At 70.1% G+C, this 16,418-nt stretch carries 15 protein-coding genes; 3 read left to right on the top strand and 12 right to left on the bottom strand.

Annotated features, from left to right (window positions below; translation table 11 throughout):
- Window positions 1-2 precede the first annotated feature (2 nt).
- From KCH48_RS35315 to hemL, 5 genes are all read right to left on the bottom strand, one after another.
- Window positions 3-773 (bottom strand): cytochrome c biogenesis protein CcdA, encoded by a 771-nt coding sequence (locus KCH48_RS35315; RefSeq protein ID WP_210580995.1) that lies wholly within the window; start codon window positions 771-773, stop codon window positions 3-5.
- Window position 774: 1 nt separating this feature from the next.
- Window positions 775-1,365, bottom strand: a complete 591-nt coding sequence (locus KCH48_RS35310) for a TlpA disulfide reductase family protein (protein WP_210580993.1) — start codon at window positions 1,363-1,365, stop codon at window positions 775-777.
- 66 nt (window positions 1,366-1,431) lie between these two features.
- Window positions 1,432-2,664, bottom strand: coding sequence for a hypothetical protein (locus tag KCH48_RS35305; RefSeq protein WP_210580991.1), 1,233 nt, complete (start codon window positions 2,662-2,664; stop codon window positions 1,432-1,434).
- A 204-nt stretch (window positions 2,665-2,868) separates the two neighbouring features.
- A complete protein-coding gene (locus KCH48_RS35300; RefSeq protein WP_210580989.1) occupies window positions 2,869-3,549 on the bottom strand; it encodes a histidine phosphatase family protein in 681 nt (226 codons plus the stop codon).
- Window positions 3,546-4,862 carry a glutamate-1-semialdehyde 2,1-aminomutase gene (gene hemL, locus KCH48_RS35295; RefSeq protein WP_210580988.1) on the bottom strand — a complete coding sequence of 439 codons (1,317 nt, stop codon included), beginning with the start codon at window positions 4,860-4,862 and terminating at the stop codon, window positions 3,546-3,548. The genes KCH48_RS35300 and hemL overlap by 4 nt, the downstream gene beginning before the upstream one ends.
- A 522-nt stretch (window positions 4,863-5,384) precedes the next feature.
- Between hemL and KCH48_RS35290 the strand changes: the two genes are divergently transcribed.
- Window positions 5,385-5,822: a hypothetical protein gene (locus KCH48_RS35290; RefSeq protein ID WP_019061278.1), complete on the top strand. Its 438-nt coding sequence runs from the start codon at window positions 5,385-5,387 to the stop codon at window positions 5,820-5,822.
- 71 nt (window positions 5,823-5,893) lie between these two features.
- Here the strand turns inward: KCH48_RS35290 and KCH48_RS35285 are convergent, their stop codons facing one another.
- Entirely contained in the window at window positions 5,894-6,994 is a 1,101-nt protein-coding gene (locus KCH48_RS35285) for a nuclear transport factor 2 family protein (RefSeq protein WP_210580986.1), read from the bottom strand.
- Window positions 6,995-7,165: 171 nt separating this feature from the next.
- On the opposite strand from KCH48_RS35285, the gene sigJ reads away from it, so the two are divergent.
- Window positions 7,166-8,104, top strand: coding sequence for an RNA polymerase sigma factor SigJ (gene sigJ / locus KCH48_RS35280; protein WP_210580984.1), 939 nt, complete (start codon window positions 7,166-7,168; stop codon window positions 8,102-8,104).
- A 76-nt stretch (window positions 8,105-8,180) separates the two neighbouring features.
- Here the strand turns inward: sigJ and KCH48_RS35275 are convergent, their stop codons facing one another.
- On the bottom strand, window positions 8,181-9,362 hold the full coding sequence (locus KCH48_RS35275; RefSeq protein ID WP_210580982.1) for a M20 family metallopeptidase: 1,182 nt from the start codon (window positions 9,360-9,362) through the stop codon (window positions 8,181-8,183).
- Between the two features lie 49 nt (window positions 9,363-9,411).
- Entirely contained in the window at window positions 9,412-10,965 is a 1,554-nt protein-coding gene (locus KCH48_RS35270; RefSeq protein ID WP_210580980.1) for an AbgT family transporter, read from the bottom strand.
- Window positions 10,966-11,090: 125 nt separating this feature from the next.
- Between KCH48_RS35270 and KCH48_RS35265 the strand changes: the two genes are divergently transcribed.
- A complete protein-coding gene (locus KCH48_RS35265) occupies window positions 11,091-12,116 on the top strand; it encodes an Lrp/AsnC family transcriptional regulator (RefSeq protein WP_210580978.1) in 1,026 nt (341 codons plus the stop codon).
- 61 nt (window positions 12,117-12,177) lie between these two features.
- On the opposite strand, the gene KCH48_RS35260 is transcribed toward KCH48_RS35265, so the two are convergent.
- From KCH48_RS35260 to KCH48_RS35245, 4 genes are all read right to left on the bottom strand, one after another.
- Entirely contained in the window at window positions 12,178-12,876 is a 699-nt protein-coding gene (locus KCH48_RS35260; protein WP_210580976.1) for a hypothetical protein, read from the bottom strand.
- Window positions 12,877-12,885: 9 nt separating this feature from the next.
- Window positions 12,886-13,401, bottom strand: coding sequence for a DinB family protein (locus KCH48_RS35255; RefSeq protein ID WP_210581152.1), 516 nt, complete (start codon window positions 13,399-13,401; stop codon window positions 12,886-12,888).
- Window positions 13,402-13,454: 53 nt separating this feature from the next.
- Window positions 13,455-14,756 (bottom strand): phytase, encoded by a 1,302-nt coding sequence (locus tag KCH48_RS35250; protein ID WP_210580974.1) that lies wholly within the window; start codon window positions 14,754-14,756, stop codon window positions 13,455-13,457.
- A gap of 176 nt (window positions 14,757-14,932) precedes the next feature.
- Window positions 14,933-16,210 (bottom strand): ArgE/DapE family deacylase, encoded by a 1,278-nt coding sequence (locus tag KCH48_RS35245; RefSeq protein WP_210580972.1) that lies wholly within the window; start codon window positions 16,208-16,210, stop codon window positions 14,933-14,935.
- Window positions 16,211-16,418 lie beyond the last annotated feature (208 nt).

Here is a 16,418-nt window from a genome sequence, read left to right as displayed (position 1 = left end):
GATCAGATCCCCACAGTGAAGCCGTTGGACCAGTTCTGCATCTCCGACACGAGACTGTCCCAGGCGCCGGTCAGCAGCAGCAGACCGGTCGCGATCATCATGGTGCCGCCGATCCGCATCACCCAGACATAGTGGCGCTTGACCCAGCCGAAGGCACCGAGCGCCTTACGGAAGGCGATCGCCGCGAGCACGAACGGCGCGCCGAGGCCGAGGCAGTACGCGACGGTCAGTATGGCCCCGCGGCCCGCGCTGCCCTGCTGCGAGGAGAGCGCGATCACGGAGGCGAGGGTGGGGCCGATGCAAGGCGTCCAGCCGATGCCGAACAGGGCGCCGAGGAAGGGGGCACCGACGAGCCCGGTCACCGGTCGCTTGTGGAAGCGGAACTCGCGCTGGGTGAGCCAGGGCATCAGGCCCATGAAGAAGACGCCCATGGCGATCATGAGGACGCCGAGCACCTTGTTCAGCACGCCGTGCTGTTCCTGGAGGCTGGAGCCGAAGTATCCGAACAGCGCGCCGCTGGAGACGAACACGGCGGTGAAGCCCAGCACGAACAGCGAGGCGCCCGCGACCATCCGCCCGCGCCGGGCCTCGGCCAGATCGGTGCCGGCTACTCCGGTGACGTAGGACAGATAGCCGGGGACGAGCGGCAGGACGCACGGCGAGAAGAAGGAGACGAGGCCGCCGAGCAGCGCGATCGGCAGGGCGACCAGCAGGGCGCCGTTGAGCACGGTGCCGTTGTAGCCGGTGGCGGCCAGCGTGGACACTCCGGTCACGTCACTTCTCCGTGAGGACCGGGTTGAGCATCTTGCGCAGCTTCTCCTCGCTGAGCGCGGCCAGCGAACGCGCCGCGATCTTGCCGTCCCGGTCGAGGACGAGCGTGGAGGGGATCGCCTGCGGGTTGAGCGTGCCCTTCTCGAAGCGGAGCATCAGCTTGCCGGTGGGGTCGTACAGGCTGGGATAGGTGACGCCCTGCTGCTTCTCGAAGGCGAGGGCGTTCTTGGTGCTGGTGTCACGGGTGTTGATGCCGACGAACTGCACGCCCTGGCCCTTGAGGTCCTTGTAGACCTTCTCGAAGCCGGGCGCCTCGGCGCGGCACGGCGCGCACCAGGAGCCCCAGACGTTCAGTACGACGACCTTGCCCTTGTACGAGGCGACGTCCAGCTGCTTGCCGTCGATGGTGTCACCGGACAGGTCGGGGGCGGCGACCCGTTCGCCCTGCTCGACGGTCGAGATGCCGTCCTCGCCCATGACGAAGTTGGTGTCACCGCCTCCGCCGGAGGTCCCTCCGGAGGTGCAGGCGGACAGCAGCAACGCGGCGACTGCGGCACCGGTGAGGGTCAGGGGGGCGCGGCTGGCGGCACTCATGTGAAAAGTTTCGCATGTCCGTTCCGAGGATCTTGCGCACCCCCCTTCCGGGCGGAAACTCCCATTTCAGAGGCTCTTCCACCCCGCTGCGGGCGCCTGCCCGACGTCGAGGGTGCGCAGCTTCTCGAGGACCGCCGGCTTCTGTACGTCCATCCAGTCCACGAACTGCCGGAAGGAGACGAGGCGGATGTCCTCGCCCTTCTCCTTCTCCCGCGCGATGTGCTTCAGCGCGGCTTCCACGGCGTCCATGTAGATCCCGCCGTTCCACTGCTCGAAGTGGTTGCCGATGAAGAAGGGGGCGCGGTTTGTCTCGTATGCCCGCTGGAATCCCGCTATGTACGCCTCCGAGGACTGCTTCCGCCAGCCCGGGTAGTTGTAGGCGGGCGCCTTGGTCGTGTTGAGCGACTGGTTGGCGAGCATGTTGTAGTCCATGGACAGGACCTCGAACGAACGTCCGGGGAAAGGTATCTGCTGAAGCGGCAGATCCCAGATGCCGTTCTTCTTGGTGGGCCAGACCTGGCGGCCGCCGGGCGAGGAGGCGTCGTAGCGCCAGCCCAGCTCACGGGCGACGGGCAGCAGGTTGTCCTGGCCGAGCAGGCAGGGCGTGCGGCCGCCGACGAGTTCCTTCTCGTAGTCGAAGGGCAGGGCGGGCATGTCGGTCCACCCGGTGTTGGTCCGCCACTCCTTCACGAACCCCTTCGCCTGCTGGATCTCGCTCTTCCACTGCTGCGGCGTCCAGTTGCCGACGCTGCCCGTGCCGGCGCAGAAGTGCCCGTTGAAGTGGGTGCCGATCTCGTGTCCGTCGAGCCACGCCTGCCGGACGTTCGTCAGCGTCGCCTTGACGTGCTCGTCGGTGAGGTAGCCGATGTCGGAGGCGCCACGCGGGTTGTTCGGGGGGTCGTACAGCCGCTTCTTGCTCTCGGGCAGCAGATACAGCCCGGAGAGGAAGAAGGTCATGTGCGCGTCGTGCTGCTTGGCGAGTTCCAGGAAGCGCGGAAAGAGACCGTTGCCGACCTCGCCCGCCCCGTCCCAGGAGAAGATGACGAACTGCGGCGGCGTCTGACCGGGCTCCAGCGGCACGGGCTTCGACGGCTGATGCGGCTGCTTCCCGGTGAACGACGTCGACCCGTCACCGATCGGCCGCGCCGTGGCCGTCGGCTTGGCGGAGGGCCCCTTCCCGGAACCCCCCACCCCCGACGACCCCTCCGACGGGGAGAAGGTGCCACATCCGGCCAGCCCGGCAGCAGCAGCGGCCCCGGCCCCAAGACCGATTGCTCCCCTTCGCGTGAGTGTGCGCATTACGTCCCCGATCGTCACGTTCTCTGGTGGTCACCCAGTCAGAGGACACGAGGAACAGGGAGGTTCCGGAAGTTCGCAAGCATTCCGAAACAAATGCAACAAGGGTGCAACAAAAGGCTTTTAAGGGGCGCGGGGCTGTATCGATTTGCGGCTCCGCCGCGTGGGCGCGACAAGCCCCCACCGGCGAGGCAGCCGAAGAACTACCTACGCCCCGAAGGCCTTGTCCTTCCCCTTCACCGGCTTGGCCCCCGCCAGCAGATGCGCCGGCACAAGATCCCGAGCCGGCTCCGAGTACCCCACGGACACGACCTGGTTCCCCTGATACGTGAACGACGTCAGGGACGCGAGCGTGCACTGCCGCTTGCGCGGGTCGTGCCACAGCCGCCGCCGCTCGACATACGACCGCACGATCCAGATCGGCAGCTGATGACTGACCAGCACCGCCTCATGCCCACGGGCCGCGTCCTTCGCGGCGTCCAGCGCCCCCATCATCCGTACGACCTGGTCGACGTAGGGCTCACCCCAGGACGGCCTGAACGGGTTGACGAGGTGCTTCCAGTTCTCGGGCCGCCGCAGCGCCCCGTCGCCCACACCGAAGGTCTTGCCCTGGAAGACGTTGTCGGCCTCGATGAGCCGCTCGTCGGTCGCGAGATCCAGCCCGTGCGCCTTGGCGATCGGCGTGGCCGTCTCCTGCGCGCGCTCCAGCGGGGACGAGCAGACGTACGTGATGTCGCGGGGCGCGAGGTGCTCGGCGACCCGGTCGGCCATCCGCCGCCCCAGCTCCGACAGGTGGTACCCGGGCAGCCGCCCGTACAGCACACCGTCCGGGTTGGCGACCTCGCCGTGCCGCATGACGTGTACGACGGTGATGTCGGGGTTGCTCATGCCTGGGCCTCCGCCGCCGCTCGGGCCGCCGCCGGGAGGGCGTCGGCGATCCGCTGCACGGCACGCTCGTCGTGGGCCGTGGACACGAACCAGGACTCGAAAGACGACGGCGGCAGATAGACGCCGTTCGCCAGCATCGCGTGGAAGAACGCGGTGAAGCGGAAGGACTCCTGCTTCCTGGCGTCCTCGTAGTCACGCACCGCGCGGTCCGTGAAGAAGACGGAGAACATGTTGGAGGCGGTCTGCAGCCGGTGCGCGACGCCTTCCTTGGTGAGCGCCTCGGTGACCAGGGCCTGGATCTGTGCGGAGACGGCGTTGACGGTGTCGTACGCGGCGTCGTCGAGGAGGCGCAGCTGGGCGAGGCCGGCGGCGGTGGCGACCGGGTTCCCGGAGAGGGTGCCGGCCTGGTAGACGGGGCCGACGGGCGCGAGGTGCGCCATGACGTCCTCACGTCCCCCGAAGGCGGCGGCGGGGAAGCCACCGCCCATGACCTTGCCGAAGGTCATCAGGTCGGGCCGGACGCCGTCGATGCCGTACCAGCCGGCCTTGCTGGTCCTGAAGCCGGTCATGACCTCGTCGGAGATGTAGAGGGCGCCGTTCTCCCGGCAGGCGTCCTTCAGCCCCTGGTTGAACCCGGGCCCCGGAGGCACCACGCCCATGTTGCCGGGCGAGGCCTCGGTGATCACGCAGGCGATCTCGCCGGGGTGCCGGTGGAAGGCCTCCTGCACGGCTTCGAGGTCGTTGTACGGCAGCACGATGGTGTCGCCGGCCTGGGCGCCGGTGACGCCGGGGGTGTCGGGCAGGGCGAAGGTGGCCACCCCGCTCCCCGCGGCGGCGAGGAGCGAGTCGACGTGACCGTGGTAACACCCGGCGAACTTGATCACCTTGGTGCGCCGGGTGAACCCGCGGGCGAGCCGGATGGCGGACATGGTGGCCTCGGTGCCACTGGAGACGAGCCGCACCTGCTCCAGCGGCTCGATCCGGGCGACCATCTCCTCGGCGAGCGCGACCTCGCCCTCGCCGGGTGTGCCGAAGGACGTACCGCGGGATACGGCGTCCTGGACGGCGGCGATGACCTCAGGGTGGGAGTGCCCGAGGATCATGGGGCCCCAGGAACAGACCAGGTCGACGTAGTCGCGCCCGTCGGCGTCGGTGAGATAGGGCCCGTGGCCGGACACCATGAACCGGGGTGTCCCGCCCACCGCCCGGAAGGCGCGTACCGGCGAGTTCACGCCGCCGGGGGTGACGGCGGCCGCACGGTCGAACAGAGCCTGCGAGACAGGCGCATCGTATGAATAAGGCAGTTCACTCATGTCCGGCGACTTCTCCGACCTTCTCCGATTTCGTGGGCTTCTCCTGGTGACCTCCTCAGGGTAGGCGGCGGCGGAACCGGACGTGGTCCCCCACCCGTCTCCCCGTCTGCGAAACTGAGACCTGATACACACAGCTCAAACGGGGATCCCGTACGTATGTCATAGGGGAGCCCTCACCGGCCAAGCTGTGGCGAGGCTTGTTCAGGGGCTGCGAAGATCCTGCGGACAGGTGTTTCAACGCACGTTTCGGCGGGCGGCCGTGGGGGAGGTCACTGACACGATGATCGGGTTGCGCGGCTGGGGCCACGCGTCCTAGAAAAGCAGTCGGGTGGAGATATGCATCGCGGTGGCGGACTGGGCGAGGGGACTGACGACCTGGGCCCTCGACGTGCCCGAGGGGGCAGGCACCGGCGCGCGGCGGAGGAAGCGGCTGAATCACGGCAGGCACAGGGTGGACAGGAACCCGAGCGGCTCGACCAGCGGGTCGAGCGGCTGCGGGCGGGGAGCAGGAATGGTGGTCGGGTGGGGGTGACGTACAAGTACTTCGGCGCACCTGACGGCGCGACCGCGGCCCGCGTCCCGATCTCGATGCGCCCCGAGGAACTCGGCGGCGACGAGCTCGGCATGAACGGCATGTTCACCAAGATCAAGCCCGAGACGATGGCCGCGATGGTCCTCACCGGCATCGAGGGCGTCCCCCTGAACAAGGTGCCGCCCCTGGAACTGGTCGTCCTCCACCCCGACTACGCCGTCGTCAAACTCCCCATGACCGTCGTCGACCCCCTCCGCGGAATCGGCGAGGAGGCGGTCGGCGCGGCCGCGTTCATCTGGTCGACTGTGCCGGACCGGGGTGGACCGCGGGACGCGTTCAATGTGTATCAGCTGCTGCATGAGTGGCAGGACTTCAGCCACAGGCTGCACGAGGCGGGGCATCAGCCGTATTGCTTGGTGTGGCCCTGACCTCGGGTTTCTTTCATTGATGGGCGCCTGTGGGCGGCGTACGAGCAACTAGCCGGACCGGTGCCGCCGGGTCAGTATCCGATGGCCTCTCGGAGAAGCAGCACGGTGCCGCGCCCTGGGCGTGGTTCCGCGTTGAGGATGAGTAGGCGGTTGACGGCGCTGGGCATCCCGTACACCGCTTGGGCGCGGGCGTTCTCCAGCGGGAGGGCGTGCTCCTCGATGCGGCGCAGGGCTGTGCTCAGGTCGGGCACCACCTTCTGCGCGCCGACGATCCAGATCGCGTGGGCGGCGCCGCCCGCGTTGGCGGGGAGTTGGCTGCCGCTGCCCGAGGCAAGGACGAGCGAGCCGGTCTCGGTGACCGCGGCGACGCTGTTGATGACGAATTCGGGGCCGGCGACCAGCCTTCGGATCTCGTCGGCGCCGGTGGCACGGTCGATGGCCAGCGTGCGGGGCCTGATGGCGTCGTACTGGCCGCTGGCGTTGATGTCCTCGTCGATGCCGGACAGTCGGAGGGTCTCGCTGGCTCCGGTGAGCACGCTGGCGCCCGCGGGGACCAGGTCCTTGATGCGGGCGCGCGCTTCTGCGGCGTCGTCGAGTATCTCGGCGGCGAAGCCGCCCGCACGCAGCGCGGCGGCTACCCGCTCCAGTTGTTCGGCCGTTGCCGGGTCGGTGAAGGACGGGGGCGGAGCCGGGGTGGCCGTGGCGTGGGCCGGGTCGGTCCCGGAGCCCTGCGCCGTGTGGGGCGCCGTGCCCGCCAGCGGGGAGGTGTCGAGGTAGCGGACCTCGTACACCCGCTCGGCGAACCTCCAGCCCTCCGCGGTGCGCTGGTAACGGTCGTGGTAGACGGCGTAGTTCAGGCCCTGGCGTCCGTCGAGGGTGCGCACGAGTTCCTGGATGTAGGCGCGGCCGGTCGCGGTGTCGCCGTCGAGCTGGATCGTGCCGGGGTGTGTGTTCTGTACGAAGAAGTCCCACTGGCTCTGCAGCCGCTCGCCCCCGGCAAGGATCTCCTCGCGGCCGATCTGCTCGACAGGAATGTTGGGCATGCGCAGGGCACCGTCCGGTGTGAACAGCGCCGCCAGGCGGGGTCGGTCGCGCATCATCACCGCGTCGGTGAACTCGGCGCGCAGTGCCTCGATCTCGACGCGGTCCGCGATGGTCTGGAGGTCGTTCATCAAAGTCCCCTCTCCGTTCTCCGTCTCGCTGTCGCCCTCACCGGTGCGACACCGTTACGACAACGCAGCCCCTCGGAATGTGAGGCGGCGCGTCGGCCTCACATTCCGGTGGCCTGACTTGTCGTAACGGGTAGCGGCACCGAAGAAGCGAGCGAGGGAGACGGGCAGACCATGACCACCAGAGCCGAGCCCGGAGACGACCAGAGCGATCCGGGCCTCAGCGCGATCATGAGTGAGCGGCGTCGGCTGATCAACCTCGGCTATCGACTCCTCGGGTCCCTTGCCGACGCCGAGGACGTCGTGCAGGAGACCTACGCCCGCTGGTATGCCATGTCCGCACGGGAGCAGCAGGCCATCGAGTCGCCCGGCGCCTGGCTGATGACGGTCGCCAGCCGCATCTGCCTGAACCTGCTCGGCTCGGCGCGGGCCAGGCGGGAGACGTATGTGGGCGACTGGATCCCGGAACCGCTGCCCGAACCCACGGAGTGGATCACCGGGCACTCCGGCGCCGGCGGGACCGACCCGGCCGACCGGGTCACCCTCGACGAGTCGGTGACGATGGCCTTCCTGGTCGTCCTCGATGCGATGACCCCGGCGGAGCGCGTCGCGTTCGTCCTGCACGACGTCTTCCGTTACCCCTTCGGTGAAGTGGCCGAGATCGTCGGCCGCACTCCGGCGGCATGCCGCCAACTGGCCTCGTCCGCCCGTCGGCGCATCCGCACCGCGCAGAGCCCGGCGGGCCCGAGTGCCGGGCAGGCCGGCATCGTCAGGCAGTTCAGAACGGCGTGGGAGGCCAAGGACATCGACGCCCTGATCAGCCTGCTCGACCCCGACGCCGTCGCGACCGCCGACGGCGGCGGGCTGGCCGTCACCCACCTGCACCCGATCGTGGGCAGCGAGCAGATCGCACACGCCTACGCCGAGATCGCCCGTGTGTCGGGCGCCCGCACCACGTTCCTGGAGTGCACGGTCAACGGCCTGCCCGGCTTGGTGGCCCAGCAGGACGGCAACCTCTCGACCGTGTTCGCGTTCGAGGTCGCTGGCGACCGGATCAGGCATATCTGGGCGGTGAGAAACCCCGAGAAGCTCCGTCCGTGGCGGATCAGCTGAGGAGCGATCCGGGACACCGCTCCGTGGGCGCCGCTGAGCTCGGCCGGCCGCCGTCGGCCGGCATGGAAAGGGGCGCTCAGCCAAGCAGGGGATCCGCCAGTCGTCCCAGCAGGCCCGCGACCAGGGCGGTCTGGGTGGGGACGGTGTCGGGGTGGATGAACTCGCCCTGGGCGTGGGCGCCGTCGCCGATCGCGCCCAGGCCGCACAGGACCGGCAGGCCGAGGGCGGCGACGAAGTTGGCGTCGCTGGCGCCGCCGACGGCGGCGTCGGGCAAGTGGTCGCGGCCCTGGGCGCGGGCGACGTCGCGGGCGAGGTCGAGGAGGGGGGCGGAGGCGGCGTTGAGGGTCATCGGCGGGCGGTTCCAGGCGTGGTCGATGTCGATGCGGACGCGGGGGTCGCTGACCTTGATGGCGTCGAACTCGGCGTCGACGCGGTCCTGTTCGGCCTCGCTGCTGACCCGGATGTCGATGCTCGCGGTGGCCTGTCCGGCGACGACGTTGACGGCCGAACCACCGCTGATGAGCCCGGTGTTGATCGTCGTACCCCTCTCGGGAGCGGCGACGGCCGCGGCGGCGAGGACGAACTCGGACAGCGCGGTGATCGCGCTCGCCCCGTCCTGCGGCGCGAGCCCGGCGTGCGCCTCGACGCCGGTGGCGGTGACCTGGAAGATCCCGGAGCCCTTGCGGGCGGTCTTGACCGCACCGTGCGCGGTCGGCTCCAGCACCAGCGTGACGTCGACCTTCTGGGCGACCGCCTCGATGACCGGACGGGAGGAGAGGGAGCCGATCTCCTCGTCGCCGTTGAAGAGGAAGGTGACGGTGGGGAGCGGGGCGCCGCTCTCGCGGGCGAGCTTCAGGGCCCAGATGCCCTGTGCCAGGCCGGTTTTCATGTCGAAGATGCCCGGCCCGCTGAGCCTCGCCCGGCCGCCGGACTCGACCGACGGCTGTTCCCATCCGGCGAGGGTGCCGGTCGGCCATACGGTGTCGTAGTGGCCGACGAGCGCGACGTGCCCGGGGCCGGTGCCGGTGTACGTGAGGGTGAGGGTGTCGCCGCACTCGCCGCCGGGGTGGCGCTGTTCGTGGTCGGGCCGGCCGAGCCGGTGGACGGCCAGTTCGCGCAGGAGGTCCAGGCCCGCGGCGAGGGCGGGCAGGTCGTAGCTGCTGGTCTCGTGGCGGACCAGGGTGAGGATGTCGGTGACGATCTCCGACGAGACCTCCTGGGCACGGGTGGTGAGGGCGGCGGCGGGCGATGCGGTCATGATCTGCTTTCTCGTACGACGGTGTGGGGGGCTTGCGGACGATGCGGGGTCAGCTGACGCCGAAGGGGATGCCCAGCAGGTACCAGGCCACGAAGAACGCGACCCAGACGACCCAGACGACGGCGGCGATGGGGATCGTGAAGGAGGCGAGGGTGCCGATGCCGGCGGACTTCTTGTGCTGCTGGATGAAGCCGAGAGCCATCACGAAGTACGGGCTCATCGGGGTGACGCAGTTGGTGACCGAGTCGGCGACGCGGTAGACGGCCTGGGTGGTCTCGGGCTCGATGCCGACGAGCATCAGCATGGGTACGAGGACGGGGGCGGCCAGCGCCCACAGCGCGGAACCGCTGGTGATGACGAGGTTCATGAACGTGATCAGCACGGCGACGCCGACCAGCACGGTCCAGCCGCTCATGTCCAGGTCACGCAGCGTCTCGGCGCCCTTGACGGCGAGGATGTCGCCGATGTTCGTCCACTTGAAGTAGGCGAGGAACTGCGAGATCGCGAAGAATAGGACGAGGATCGGGGCCATCGAGCGGGTGCCGTCGGCCATCGCGGCGAGGATGTCGCGGGAGGCGGAGAAGGTGCCGGTCATCCGGCCGTAGACGGTGCCGAGCACGGCGAAGAACAGGCCCAGGACGAGCGCCATCCCGCCGATCAGCGAGGAGTCGACGATGCCGCCGTGCTCGCCGCGCAGCGGTGAGGACGAAGGGATCATCGCCACCACCAGGAACGCGACGAAGCCCAGGGCGACCAGCCCGGTCACGCGCAGCGCACGGCGCTGCTGCCCGGTGACCTCGATCGCCTCCCGCTCGTCGGCGTTCAGTGCGGCGACCGGCTCGTCGGGCTCCAGGTCCGTACGGCGGGCGAGGACCTTGTCGACGACGAGCGTGATCACCAGGGCCACGAAGACCGACGAGGCGAGCCCGAAGAAGTAGTTGGCCACCGGGGTGACCACGTAGTCCGCGTCGATGGTGTGGGCTGCGGCGGTGGAGATCCCGGACAGCAGTACGTCGGTGGTGGTGAGGGACGGCGAGGCGTCGTAGCCGGCGGAGATCGAGACGTAGGCGACGATGCAGCCGAGCACCGGGCTGCGTCCGGCCGCGCGGAAGACGAGTGCGCCGAGCGGGATGAGGGTGACGTAGGCGGCGTCGCCGGCGACATGGCTGACCATGGCCGTCATCGACAGCACGAAGGTGAGGTACCTGCCCGGCACCCGCGCGACCATCCGGCGCAGCAGGGCGGAGAACAACCCGCTCTTCTCGGCGACGGCGATGCCGAACATCACGGTGAGGATGGTGGCCAGCGGCGGGAAGGCCGCGAAGTTTTCGACGGCTCCCTCGACGGCCATGGTGATGCCGTCCCTGCTGAGCAGGTTCTCCACCTTGATGGTCTCGTCCGTGCCGGGGTGCACGGCACTGACGCCGACCGCCGCCAGCACGGCGCTGAGGACGGCGACGACCCCCGCGAGGATCCAGAACAGCCAGAACGGGTTGGGGAGTTTGTTGCCGACCTTCTCGATCGCCGCGAACGCGCGGAACGCGGCGCGCAGGACTCTCGACTGTGGCTCGGTCGGCCGGGGCGGGATCGCGGTGGCACTCATCGGTACCTCTTAGTGCGCTTGAGGGATGTTCCTGCGAACAATGGCAGTCGAATGAGAGATTCTCTAGCCCCTAGATGTAACAGCGGGATTAACCGGCAAGCTTCGGCAGTCTAAGGTGAGGCACTATGACCCGCCCCCTCCTCGACGATCTCGACCGGCGCCTCATCGGTGCGCTGCACCTGGCACCCCGGGCCACCTGGGACGACATCGGCGGGATCCTGTCCGCCGACGCCAGCACACTGAAGCGCCGTTACGACCGCCTGTACGAGGCCGGGATGGTCCGCGTGATCGGGCAGGCCGCCTGGGGCATGCACTCCACGGCGATGCCGGTCCACGTCTTCCTGGACATCACCGGCGAAACCCCGCTCGCCGTCCTCCGCCGGCTCCAAGGCCTGCCCCACCTCCAGCTCCTGGCGCAGATCTCCGGTGACCACCCCCTCTACGCCGTCGTCCACGCCCCCTCCGAGGCGGCCACCAGCGAGGCGATCGACCGGATGTTCTCCGTCCCCGGCGTACGCCGCGTCAAAGCCCTGCCCGCGCTCAGCACCCTGCGCCGGGGCCACACCTGGGACCCCCAGTTCCTCACCGACACCGAACGCGCCGACCTGCTGAAACTCACCGGCGCCCGCCCTGAGGGCACCGCGACCGCTACACCCCCCGCCAAACCGCTCAGCGAGGCCGAACGCACCGTCGTCGCCCAGCTGATCCAGGACAGCCGCGCATCCGCCGCGAGCATCGCCCGGGCCGCCGGCCTGGCCACCTCCACCGCGCACCGCGTCGTACGCCGGGTCCTCGACGAGGGATGGGTCAAACCGCGCCTGGAGATCGTGTCGGAATGGCTCGGCTTCCAGACCCCGTTCGTGCTCCGCCTGCGAGTGGCCCCCGGCGAGACTCCCGACGTCATGCGCCGCATCGACCAGCTCCCCCAGACCCGGCTCGCCGCCCACGTCGCCAGCGACATGTCCGTACTCGCCACCGGCCTGGTCACCGACCGCTCCGCCGTGGCGCACTTCATCGACCACGAGCTGGCCAGGATCCCCGGCATCCTCACCGTCAGCGTCGACGTCATGCTCGCCGAGCCGCGCCGCTACTGGCTGGACCGGGACCTGACCTCCGGACTCGGCGAATTCCACGCACCGGCACTGCTGTGAGTGCCAGCCATCAGCCGAGGCAAGGCCACCAAGCCCGCCGAACTGGTCCGCTGAGCTCCGCCTACGAGTCCGGCGACGTCAGACAGTACGTGAGGTCGCGGAACGTTCCGGGCCCCGCGGCGAAGTCAGGGGCGTCGCTGTAGAAGAGGGCGGCCGCGTTCGGATCGCCGTACGGAGTGATCTGGCGGCAGGTGTCGCGGCCGTCGCCCTTGACGATCCGCTCGAGGCGCAGCAGGGCTTTCGGGTCGGTGCACGGCACCCGGGGTCCGACGGGCGTACGGACGTCGAAGCCGCTGTAGCAGTCGCCCTCCTTGCCGTAGATCATCAGGCACAGGCTGGGCTTGTCGTTGCGGAAGTCGAAGCCGGTGTAGTCGTCCTTGATACAGAGGTCCGACTTGCCGTGCGGCACCAGCCGGGTCACCCGGGCGACCGCGTTGCGGTGGGCGCAGTCGACCACCCAGACCTCCCCGCCCTGCCCGGGACCTTCGGCGCCGACGCAGTCGCCCTCGCGTGCGGAGGTCGTCGGGCGGATGTCTGCCTGCGAGTCGGCCGGGGAGGAGGAGTGAGCCGACGGGGTGGAGGTGGGGGTGGAGGGCGCGCTGCTCACCGCTTCCGGCCCGGTCTCGGTGCGGCCCTCTGTGCCGCTCTCGGTGCCGCACGCGGTCAGCGCGGTGAGGGCGAGGACGCCGACGACGAACAAGGGGGCTTGCTTCCGCATCACGGCTCCGGGGGTCCGGCGGACGGTCGGGAGGCTGCTCACGCCAGATGTCTACCGGAAGCGCGCGGGACCCCTCCCGCCCCGATCCCGCTCGGCATCCCGCGCCGCCCGCTCCAGTCGGCTCCGGTGCTTCTCCCACCAGGCCGAATCACCCGGCGGCATGCCGTCGTTGCCCTTGTTCATGCCGACGGCACCGTCCGTGAGTTCCCGGATGATGTCGGCGTGCCCGGCATGCCGGTGGGTGTCGGCGATGACGCGCACCACGGCGTGGTGCAGCGTCACCTCGTCCCTGCCGCTGGGCCACCACGGCACCTTGCCGACCGTGTCCAGCGGCAGCGCGTCGATCGTCGCGTCCGCGTGTGCCCACGCCCGGCGATACAGGCCCACGATCTGCTCGCGTGACTCGTCGGCGGTGGCCCACATGTCCGCGTTCGCCTCGGCACCCTCCTCGACCCACGGCAGCGCCTCACCGGAGGGCCGTCCGAACGTGTCGCCGAGATACCCGAGTTCCACCGTGGCCACGTGTTTTTCGAGCTTCCAGAGCAGGGCATCACGGGCGGACTGCAGATCGAAGTGAAGGTCAGGTACCGGCGGCCGTACGCGACCTCACGACCCGCGACCTACATGTCCGCCGCGTCCACCACCGCCCCCAGATCGACGAACTTGAAGCCGGTGGCCGTGCGGTCCTCCACGCCCGGCGTCTCCTCGCCGTCCTGGACGACGAGCAGGCCGCGCGGATAGCGGCTGCCCAGCGGGGCGTTGAGGATGGCGGCGCCGTCGCACTCCTCCACGCTGTCCAGCGTCGAGGACGCGGCGCCGACCCTGAACCCGCCCTCGTACTCGTTGGCGTCGCCGACCTCACGGTCGTACAGGGCGAAGGTGTTGTCGCCCTGGCTGGACGCGAGGAGGTAGCCGTCGCCGTCCCGCTCCTCGAACAGCGTCAGGCCCTCGACGTCGGCCGACAGGTGCTGGCCGCCGAAGCCGGGGTCGGCGCCCGGCGTGCACTCCTCGGTCTCCTCGTCGTAGGTGCCCGGGACGCCGTACTCCTTGGTCCTGTCGATCAGGACGGGCGTGCCGGTGAGGTCGGCGCGCAGCCGCCAGATGCCGATGTCCTCCTGGCCGGCGTAGAGCGTGCCGGTGGCCGGGTCGACGACCATGCCCTCGACCTGCGGGAGTTCGCCGGGCTCCAGGCAGGGGGCCCAGGTGGTGCCGTTCGGGAGGCGGAAGGAGGAGGGGAGGTCGAGGGTGCGGACCTTGCGGTAGCCGACCTTGCCGTTCGCGGCCGGGACGAGTTCGAGGAGGGCGAGGCGGGTGCGCTCACGCTGGCTGACCAGGGCGTACGTACGGCCGCTGGCCTTGTCCTTCCAGGTGCCGAGACCGTACGCGGTGCGCTGGTCGTTGATCTCGCTCTGGTCGGCGGAGAAGACCGGGACGGCGGCCGGGTCGGTGATGTCGGTCAGCGGGGCGCCGGGGCGGGAGGCGTCGATGCGGTAGATCCGCAGCCGGTCGTTGCCGCGGTCGCTGACCACCGCGACATCGGCCCGGCCGGACGAGGTGCGCAGGCCGTTGACGAGGTCGACGTTGTTGTACCGGCCGGGCGCGTCGTCCGCCGACGGCGGCTTCGGCGCGGCGATCGACTGCACCAGGCGCGCGCCCAGGTCGTAGACCCGCAGCCCGCCCTCCTTGGCGGTCGCCATGACGAGGCTGCGCCCGGGGTCGGCGGGGTTCCGCCAGATCGCCGGGTCGTCCGCGTCGGCGTTCTGGCCGGCCTCGTCATCGAAGAGCGGCGCGGACTCGCTGCGCGCGGTCACCACCGGCAACTCGGCGTCCGCCCCCGCGGGGGACGCCGCGAGGAGGGTGGCCAGTGCGGTACCGGCGGCGAGGGCGGCGGCTCTGCGTGCGGCGCGGGGCGTCGTTCTCACGGGCGCTTCCTTACGTCAGGGGTGTCAAGGACATGCCGATGGTGGGCGGGGAAGTTGGCTTCCAGGGGGACGCCGGCTGTCCGGAAGGCGTCACGAGTGATCTCACGAGTGATCTACGGAGAGGGCGAACCGGTATCGAGCAACCTCACCCTGCCGCCAGGACGATTCCCGTCCCGTCACTTCACCCCCACCGTCCGCAACACCGTCACCGCCAACGCCCGCGCCACCTCCACCACTTCACGCACCGACACATGCTCCCCCGCACTGTGCGCCACCGCGATGTCCCCCGGCCCGTACTGCAAGGTCGGCACCCCGGCCCCGGCATACAGCCGCAGATCGCTGCCGTACGGCGCCCCGCGCTCCCGCATCCCCGAGTCACCGCCGACCGAGTCGGCGTAGGCCGCCCGGATCACATCCGGAAGGGGATGCCCCGGCGCCAGCCGCCCGCTCGCGAACTGCCCGCCCGGCCACGTCACCGTCGCCGGATGGTCCCGCAGCCACGGGTCGGCGGCGCACACCTCGGCGACGCGGCGTTCCAGAGAGGCCCTCGCGTCAGCCGGATCCTCCCCCAGCCGCACCCCCAACCGCCCCTCGGCGACGAGCAGATCGGGCACGCTGCTCGCCCAGTCGCCGGCGTGGACGGTGCCGACGGACAGGGCGTACGGGATGGGGTACTCGGCCATGAGCGGGTCAGGGCCGGTGTTGCGGCCGGCCTCCAGCTCGGCCAGCGCCCTGTGCAAGGTCACGTACGCGTCGATCGCGCTGACGCCCCGCTCCCGCGAACTCGCGTGCGCCGCCAAGCCGGGCACGGCGATACGGAACGTCAACGCACCCGCGTTGGCGGTGACCAGGGTCCCGGCGGTCGGCTCACCGATGACGCAGACGTCCCCGCGATGCCCCCGCTGCAACGTCCCGAACGCACCGAGCCCACCGTCCTCCTCCCCCACCACGAAGTGCGCGGCGACCTGCCCGCACAACCGCACCCCGCTGGCCCGTATCGCCCCCAGCACAGCAAGGTGCGCCGCCAGCCCGGCCTTCATGTCACAGGCCCCGCGCCCGTGCACCAGATCACCGGTGACCCGCGGCACGAAGGGATCCCCCTCCCACGCGGCCGGATCCCCCGCAGGCACGACATCAACATGCCCCTGCAACACGAAGACCGGCCCGTCACCCCCGTCCGCAGTCCGCCCGACCAGCCCCCACGCCTCCTCACGCGCAGCCTCCGCCCCCGGAAACCCGGGATGCGCCAGCAGCGCGCCCAGATCCAACGGCCACAGGTCGACATCCAGCCCGAGCCGCTCCAACCGCCGCGCAAGCTGATGCTGAAGCTCCGATTCAGCCGCACTCCCGGTAACACTCGGAACAGCGATCAACTCAAGCAACGTCCGAGCAACGGCGGCCTCATCGATCTCCGAGAGCACCAGAGCTTCTTCGTGACTCAACACGCGGCGCATCCTCTCCAAGGGGGGCACAGCGCCCCTTCAGGGGCGCGGGGAACTGCGCGATCAACCACATAAAACCCGCACCCGCCAAACCACAGAAGCCCCCGAGCTACTAGGCACCCCCCCCCCCCCCCCTCCCCCGAAACCCGCCCCCCCCCCCCCCCCCCCCGCCCCACCCCCGCGCCCCCCCCCCCACCCCCCCCCGCCCCCCCCGCCGCCT

It is taken from the genome of Streptomyces sp. GESEQ-4, from assembly GCF_017948455.1.
Taxonomy (GTDB): Bacteria; Actinomycetota; Actinomycetes; order Streptomycetales; family Streptomycetaceae; genus Streptomyces.
The sequence above is the reverse complement of the archived record's forward strand: the minus strand, read 5'-3'. Positions and strand labels throughout refer to the sequence as shown.

What these genes read in the sequence shown, in the direction of transcription:
- KCH48_RS35310 (WP_210580993.1), bottom strand. Translation starts at nt 1,365, where the DNA reads ATGAGTGCCGCCAGCCGCGCCCCCCTGACCCTCACCGGTGCCGCAGTC.
- KCH48_RS35305 (WP_210580991.1), bottom strand. Translation starts at nt 2,664, where the DNA reads ATGCGCACACTCACGCGAAGGGGAGCAATCGGTCTTGGGGCCGGGGCC.
- KCH48_RS35300 (WP_210580989.1), bottom strand. Translation starts at nt 3,549, where the DNA reads ATGAGCAACCCCGACATCACCGTCGTACACGTCATGCGGCACGGCGAG.
- hemL (WP_210580988.1), bottom strand. Translation starts at nt 4,862, where the DNA reads ATGAGTGAACTGCCTTATTCATACGATGCGCCTGTCTCGCAGGCTCTG.
- KCH48_RS35285 (WP_210580986.1), bottom strand. Translation starts at nt 6,994, where the DNA reads ATGAACGACCTCCAGACCATCGCGGACCGCGTCGAGATCGAGGCACTG.
- sigJ (WP_210580984.1), top strand. Translation starts at nt 7,166, where the DNA reads ATGACCACCAGAGCCGAGCCCGGAGACGACCAGAGCGATCCGGGCCTC.
- KCH48_RS35275 (WP_210580982.1), bottom strand. Translation starts at nt 9,362, where the DNA reads ATGACCGCATCGCCCGCCGCCGCCCTCACCACCCGTGCCCAGGAGGTC.
- KCH48_RS35270 (WP_210580980.1), bottom strand. Translation starts at nt 10,965, where the DNA reads ATGAGTGCCACCGCGATCCCGCCCCGGCCGACCGAGCCACAGTCGAGA.
- KCH48_RS35265 (WP_210580978.1), top strand. Translation starts at nt 11,091, where the DNA reads ATGACCCGCCCCCTCCTCGACGATCTCGACCGGCGCCTCATCGGTGCG.
- KCH48_RS35245 (WP_210580972.1), bottom strand. Translation starts at nt 16,210, where the DNA reads ATGCGCCGCGTGTTGAGTCACGAAGAAGCTCTGGTGCTCTCGGAGATC.